The sequence below is a fragment of the Rhizobacter sp. P2_H2 genome (assembly GCF_056403375.1).
In genome coordinates this window covers 1-5,558 of record NZ_JBFUFP010000296.1, presented here as the reverse complement: position 1 = coordinate 5,558, position 5,558 = coordinate 1, and the positions used below count along the sequence as shown (strand labels likewise).

At 65.4% G+C, this 5,558-nt stretch carries 3 protein-coding genes and 1 pseudogene; all 4 read right to left on the bottom strand.

Features of this window, described 5'->3' with window-relative positions:
• Positions 1-191, bottom strand: a pseudogene (locus AC1D15_RS16220) (hypothetical protein); the annotation flags it as partial.
• 46 nt (positions 192-237) lie between these two features.
• A complete protein-coding gene (locus AC1D15_RS16215) occupies positions 238-3,051 on the bottom strand; it encodes a TonB-dependent receptor (RefSeq protein WP_477826772.1) in 2,814 nt (937 codons plus the stop codon).
• Between the two features lie 447 nt (positions 3,052-3,498).
• Positions 3,499-5,352 (bottom strand): ABC transporter ATP-binding protein, encoded by a 1,854-nt coding sequence (locus AC1D15_RS16210; protein ID WP_477826771.1) that lies wholly within the window; start codon positions 5,350-5,352, stop codon positions 3,499-3,501.
• A gap of 21 nt (positions 5,353-5,373) precedes the next feature.
• Positions 5,374-5,558: hypothetical protein (locus AC1D15_RS16205; RefSeq protein ID WP_477826770.1), on the bottom strand; the 185-nt coding region annotated here is incomplete at its 5' end.

Sequence of the window (5,558 nt, the reverse complement as noted above, 5' to 3'; positions counted from 1 at the left end):
TTCTTGGCCAGCCCCGTCAGCAACGCATACACGATCGCCGCGTGAAACAAAATGACAAACCCGATCCCGACGATGTGACGCCGGGGATCGCGTTGTCGCTTGGAAAAGTCCATACGCTGGGATCTCCAGTGTGGAAAACGCAAACGTTCGAGGTTAACAAAAATGCCCGCCGGCTTGTGGCCAGCGGGCATGGCAGTGCAGCCTGAGCGGTGTCAGCCTACCTGCTTGCGGTCTGCGTCAGAAGAAGCGGTAGGTCGCGTTGACGTAGATGAAACGGCCGCGCGGGTCGCTCATCGTCGGATCGAAGCCGTACTGGAACGACGAACCGTTGCCGATGAACAGCGGCGGATCCTTGTCGAACAGGTTCTTCGCACCAAGCGCGACCTTCAGGTTCTTGACCCCGGTGAACGCGATCTGCGCGTCGTAGGTCGACGTGCCCGGAACCCGGTGCTCGTTGCCCTCCAGGTCGTTGGCATCGCGATAGCCGGAGTAGTAGTTCTGCGCCAGCGTCGTCGCCCAGGCGCCCGTCGCCCAGGTCGCGCTCAGGTTGTGCTTCCAGCGCGCCACCACGCCGGTGCTGGCAACGTCGAGCGGAGATCCGTCGTCCTGGATGATCGTGCCGACGCTGTGCTGCGTGCCGGCCAGCGTCTTCAGGTCGAAGGTCTGCATGTAGGTACCGGTCAGGTCGACCGAGACCTTGCCGAACGAGAACGTGTCGTTCCAGTTGCCGSTGACGTCGAAGCCGCGCAGCAGGGCCGACGCAGCGTTGTGCAGCCGTTGGTCGACGGTGTCGACCGTGCCGTCCGCATTGAACGTCGCGTCATCCGGGCCGTACAGCGGCGTGCCGGCACGCACACCATTGACCAGCGCGAGGGCCGCCGGCGAGATGATGTAGTCGTCGATCTTGATCAGGAAGTAGTCGACGCCGAACGAATAGTTCTTGGTCGGCGAGACCACGAAGCCCAGCGACAACTGCTTCGACTTCTCAGGCTTCAGGTTCGGGTTGCCGCCATTCATGGCATTCGCCTGGATCTGGCCGTCGCCCGGATGCAGCGGATCGACGAACTGCTCGCTGACACCGACGGTCATCGGCTTGTACAGCTCAGGCAGCGTCGGAGCGCGGAAGCCGGTACCGATGGCGCCGCGCAGCAGCAGTTCCTTCGCCGGGGTGTAGCGCGTCGACAGCTTGCCGTTGGTCGTCGTACCGACGACGCTGTACTTGTCCCAGCGACCCGAGGCGTTCACCTCGAGGTCCTTGCGGATGGGCATGTTCAGTTCGGTGTACAGCGCAGCTGCCTTGCGAACCTCATCCTCGTTCGGCGTCGCACCACCCAGGCCGGCGATGTCGCCTTCGCCCAGGATCGGTGGCACGTCGATCTTGTAGGTCTCGCGGCGGAACGATGCACCCACGGCGAGCTGCATCGGGCCGCCGGCCAGTTGCGTCAGCGTCGTCGAGCCCGTGGCATCGATGGAGGCCTGCGTCGACTTGCCGGTCAGCGTCGGACCCACGTAGTTGGCGCCCTGGATCGCCGAGGTCAGAGCCGCATCCTGTTGGCCATTGAGGGCCCACGGATTCCAGCCCGAGGTGGGCGAATTGATGATGCCGGCCACCCCGACCTGCGAGAAGTAGCCGTCGGTCAGCCTGCCTTCGGTCTTGCTCTGGTTGTACATCGCCGCGACGTCGTAGTCCCAGCTGCCCAGCGAGCCCTTCAGGCCCGTGAGGAAGCGCGATTGCTTCAGCGTGTCTTCCTCGGTGCGCAGCCCGGCAGCGAACGCGCGCCACGAGACGGCGACCGGCAGGCCGCTGCTGATGAGGGCGCCCAGCTCGGGATGCGCGGTAGCGTTGTCGGTGACGTACTTCTGGATGATGCCGTAGGCCGGAGTCCCTGGGTAGACCAGCAACGCAGCCGGCGTGTTCAGCGCCGGGTTCGCGTTCTTGAAGAACAGGTTGTCGGTCTCGAAGAACGCGGAACGCGCCGGAGCGGGCTGATAGGCCTCGGTCACGACATTCTTCGCGAACATGGCTTCGCCGTAGAGCGTGTGCTCAGGCGTCAGCGCGAGCTTGAACGTGCCGAAGACATTGGTGCGCTTGGTTTCGGGGAACAAGCCGACGTCCGCCGCCGAGTCGTAATTGCAGTTCTTGTACTTGGCGGTCGCCGAGGTCACCGCGAACATGCGGATGTCGGCGCACTGCCCCAGGTCGGCGTACGGGTTGCCGTAGCCCGAGCCCGAGATGTTCAGACCGCCGTTGGTGCCCGGGGTCTTGTTGTCGTCCAGCGACAGGTTCGGGTCGTAGTTGCCCTCGATCCGGCCGCTCGGCGTAGCGCCGTTCTGGAAATACGGATAGCGGTTACCCGACTTCGAGAAGTCGCGGTCAATCGCGTAGAGGGTCGTGGTCTTCTCGACGTCCAACCCCAGCATGAAGTTGTACTTGTCCTGGACCAGGTCGCCGTGGCCGAACAGGATGTTCGCGCGGTTCGTCTTGCCGCCGCCCGACTTGGTCGGACGGCCGGATTCGCCACCGATCTCAAGGCCGTTGTAGTCCTGTTTCAGGATGAAGTTGATCACGCCGGCGACCGCATCGCTGCCGTACACGGCCGAGGCGCCGTCACGCAGGATTTCGACACGCTCGATGGCGGCCAGCGGAATCGCGTTGATGTTGACGGCACCGCCGTCAGAGGCGAACACCGCGAGGCGGCGGCCGTTCAACAGCACCAGCGTGCGGCTGTCGCCCAGGCCACGCAGCGAAACGCTGGACGTGCCATAGCTCGCGAGGCCGGCCAGGTCCGAACCGCGGCTCGCGCCGGCGGTGTTGGTCGACGCCATCTTCTGGACCAGCTGCTCCATGTTGGCTGCACCACTGCGCGCGATCTCCTCGCGGGTGATGACCGTCACCGGCAGCGCCGTTTCAGCGTCGATGCGCTTGATCGCCGATCCGGTGATCTCGACCTTGTCCATCTGCTGCTGTGCGAGAGCGGGCAATGAGCCGAGCGCGAGGCTGCCGCCGAACGCCAACATCAGGCCGGTGCAGACCTTCGTTCTTCTAAACATGTGATCTCCTAAAACACTGAAAAGGTTGATCGATAAACCCACTCTCACAGCAAGTCATGTGCCGGCTTCATGAACCTGCCATGACCTGTCCGCAAAGACATGTAAAAGAATTGTCACTGAAGGGAAATAGCGACCGTTTAGGGTATTCCTTGATCGCTTCAGAAGGCGCGCAGGTGCCGGTGTGATACAGGCTCACGGCGCATGTGTGTCGATGTCGGGAAACCCAGCATTCATGCGGGTTTGCGGCCGGTATCGCCGATGGCGATCGATCACTCGATGACACACTTCGACGCGCACCTGGGCACCCTCCCCTAACCTGAAACAACTCAGTCGTTGGCCCTGTGCAACAGCCCTCGAAAATGGACGAGCAAAGCGGTGCCGCGCCCGCTGAAAGCGGGTGGTTCGCCCATCGATGGCACGCTGCCATCGATGCATGGCGGCGATGAATCAGGCGCTCAGTTCGGCCCTGATTCGGGGCACCGCCGCAAGCAAGGTGCGCGTGTAGCTCGATTGCGGTGAGCCCAGCACCGATTCGGTGGTGCCCGATTCCTCGATGCGCCCCTTCTGCATCACCGCCACGTGGTCGGCGATGTACTCGACGACGCCGATGTTGTGCGTGATGAAGAGGTACGACACACCGAGTTCGCGCTGCAGCTCGCGCAGCAGGTTGAGGATCTGCGCCTGCACCGACACATCGAGCGCCGAGGTCGGCTCGTCGCAGACGATCAGCTTCGGGTTGACGGCCAGTGCACGCGCGATCGCGATGCGCTGGCGCTGGCCGCCGGAGAATTCATGCGGGTAGCGCTGCAACGCATCGCGCCGCAGGCCGACCTGGTCGACCAGCTTCTCGAGCAGCTCGCGCCGCGCGCCGAGGTCGAGCTCGGGGCGCAACGCGAGCAGGCCTTCTTCGAGCACGTCGAACACCCGCATGCGCGGGTTCAGCGATGCGAACGGGTCCTGGAAGATGATCTGCACCGCACGCCGCGCATCACGCAACGCATCGCCTTGCAGCGAGAAGAGATCCTGACCCTGGAAGATCGCCTGGCCCTCGATCACCGCCTGGTGGCGCAGCAGCTGCACGATGGCCTTGCCGGTGGTCGTCTTGCCGCAGCCGGATTCGCCGACCAGCGCCAGCGTCTCGCCGGGACGGATCGCGAACGAGATGCCGTCGACCGCGTTGAAGTGCCCCTGGGCGCGCTGCAGCAAGCCCTTGCGGATCGCGAAGCGGACCGACAGCTGCTTCACATCCAGCAGCACTGGCTGGTCCACGCCACTGGTGGCGCGGCTTTCCGGCACCGCGGCGATCGCGTCGCCCTGGATCGGGGCGGCATCCACCGGCATCGCACCATCACGGTACAGGATGCAGCGCACGTTGCGCCGCGTGCCGAGGTCGATCAGCTCGGGGATCGTCGTGTGGCACTCGGGCATCACGCGGTCGCAGCGCGGCGCGAAGCGGCAGCCGGTGAACTCCTGCCACAGCGGCGGCACGGTGCCGGGGATCGCCGCGAGGCGGCCGCCGCGCTTGTCGGCATCGGGCAGCGCGCGCAGCAGCAGCTTCGCGTACGGGTGCTTCGGCGAACGGAAGAACTCGTCGCTCGTCGCCTCCTCGATGATCTGCCCGGCGTACATCAGCGCGACGCGGTGCGCCATGCCGGCCACCACCGCGAGGTCGTGCGTGATCAGCAGCAGGCCCATGCCCTGCTCGCTCTGCAGGCGCTTCAGCAGGTCGAGGATCTGCGCCTGGATCGTCACGTCGAGCGCAGAGGTCGGCTCGTCGGCGATCAGGAAATCGGGCTCGGCAGCCAGCGTCATCGCGATCATCACGCGCTGCTTCTGGCCACCGCTCAGGCGGAACGGGTACTCGTCGATGCGGCGCTCGGGCTCGGGGATGCCGACCTTGCCCAGCCACTCGATGGCCTTCGCGCGGGCCGCGGCGCCGCGCAGCTCGGTGTGGGCCTCGATCGCCTCGACGATCTGCTCGCCGACGCGCTTGACCGGGTTCAGGCTGGTCGACGGCTCCTGGAAGATCATGCCGATCTTGCCGCCGCGCACGCTGCGCATGCGCGACTCCGGCAGCGCGAACACCTCTTCGCCCTCGACGTTCAGCGTGCCCTGCGTGACGCGGCCGTTGTCGGGCAGCAGGCGCATCAGCGCGAGCGCCGTCATGCTCTTGCCGCAACCGGACTCGCCGACCAGCGCGAAGGTCTCGCCGCGCGCGATGGTCAGGCGCAGCCCGTCGATGGCCTTCACGAGGCCTGCTTCGGCGTCGAGCGCCACCTTCAGATCATGGACTTGCAGCATGGCAGATGTGTTCGCAGCGGCTCAGCGGGTGGTACGGTCCACGCKGGCCAGGCGGCCCAGCGGGTTGCGGCGCGGACGGAAGATGCGCGCACGCGGATCGAAGGCATCGCGCACGCCGTCGGCGAACAGGTTGGCCGCCAGCACCAGCGCCACCATGAAGCTGAACGCGGCGGCGAACGACCACCACACCACGACCACCACACCAC

Excerpts from the sequence above, each read along its gene's own strand:
- AC1D15_RS16210 (WP_477826771.1), bottom strand. The coding sequence starts at position 5,352 with ATGCTGCAAGTCCATGATCTGAAGGTGGCGCTCGACGCCGAAGCAGGC.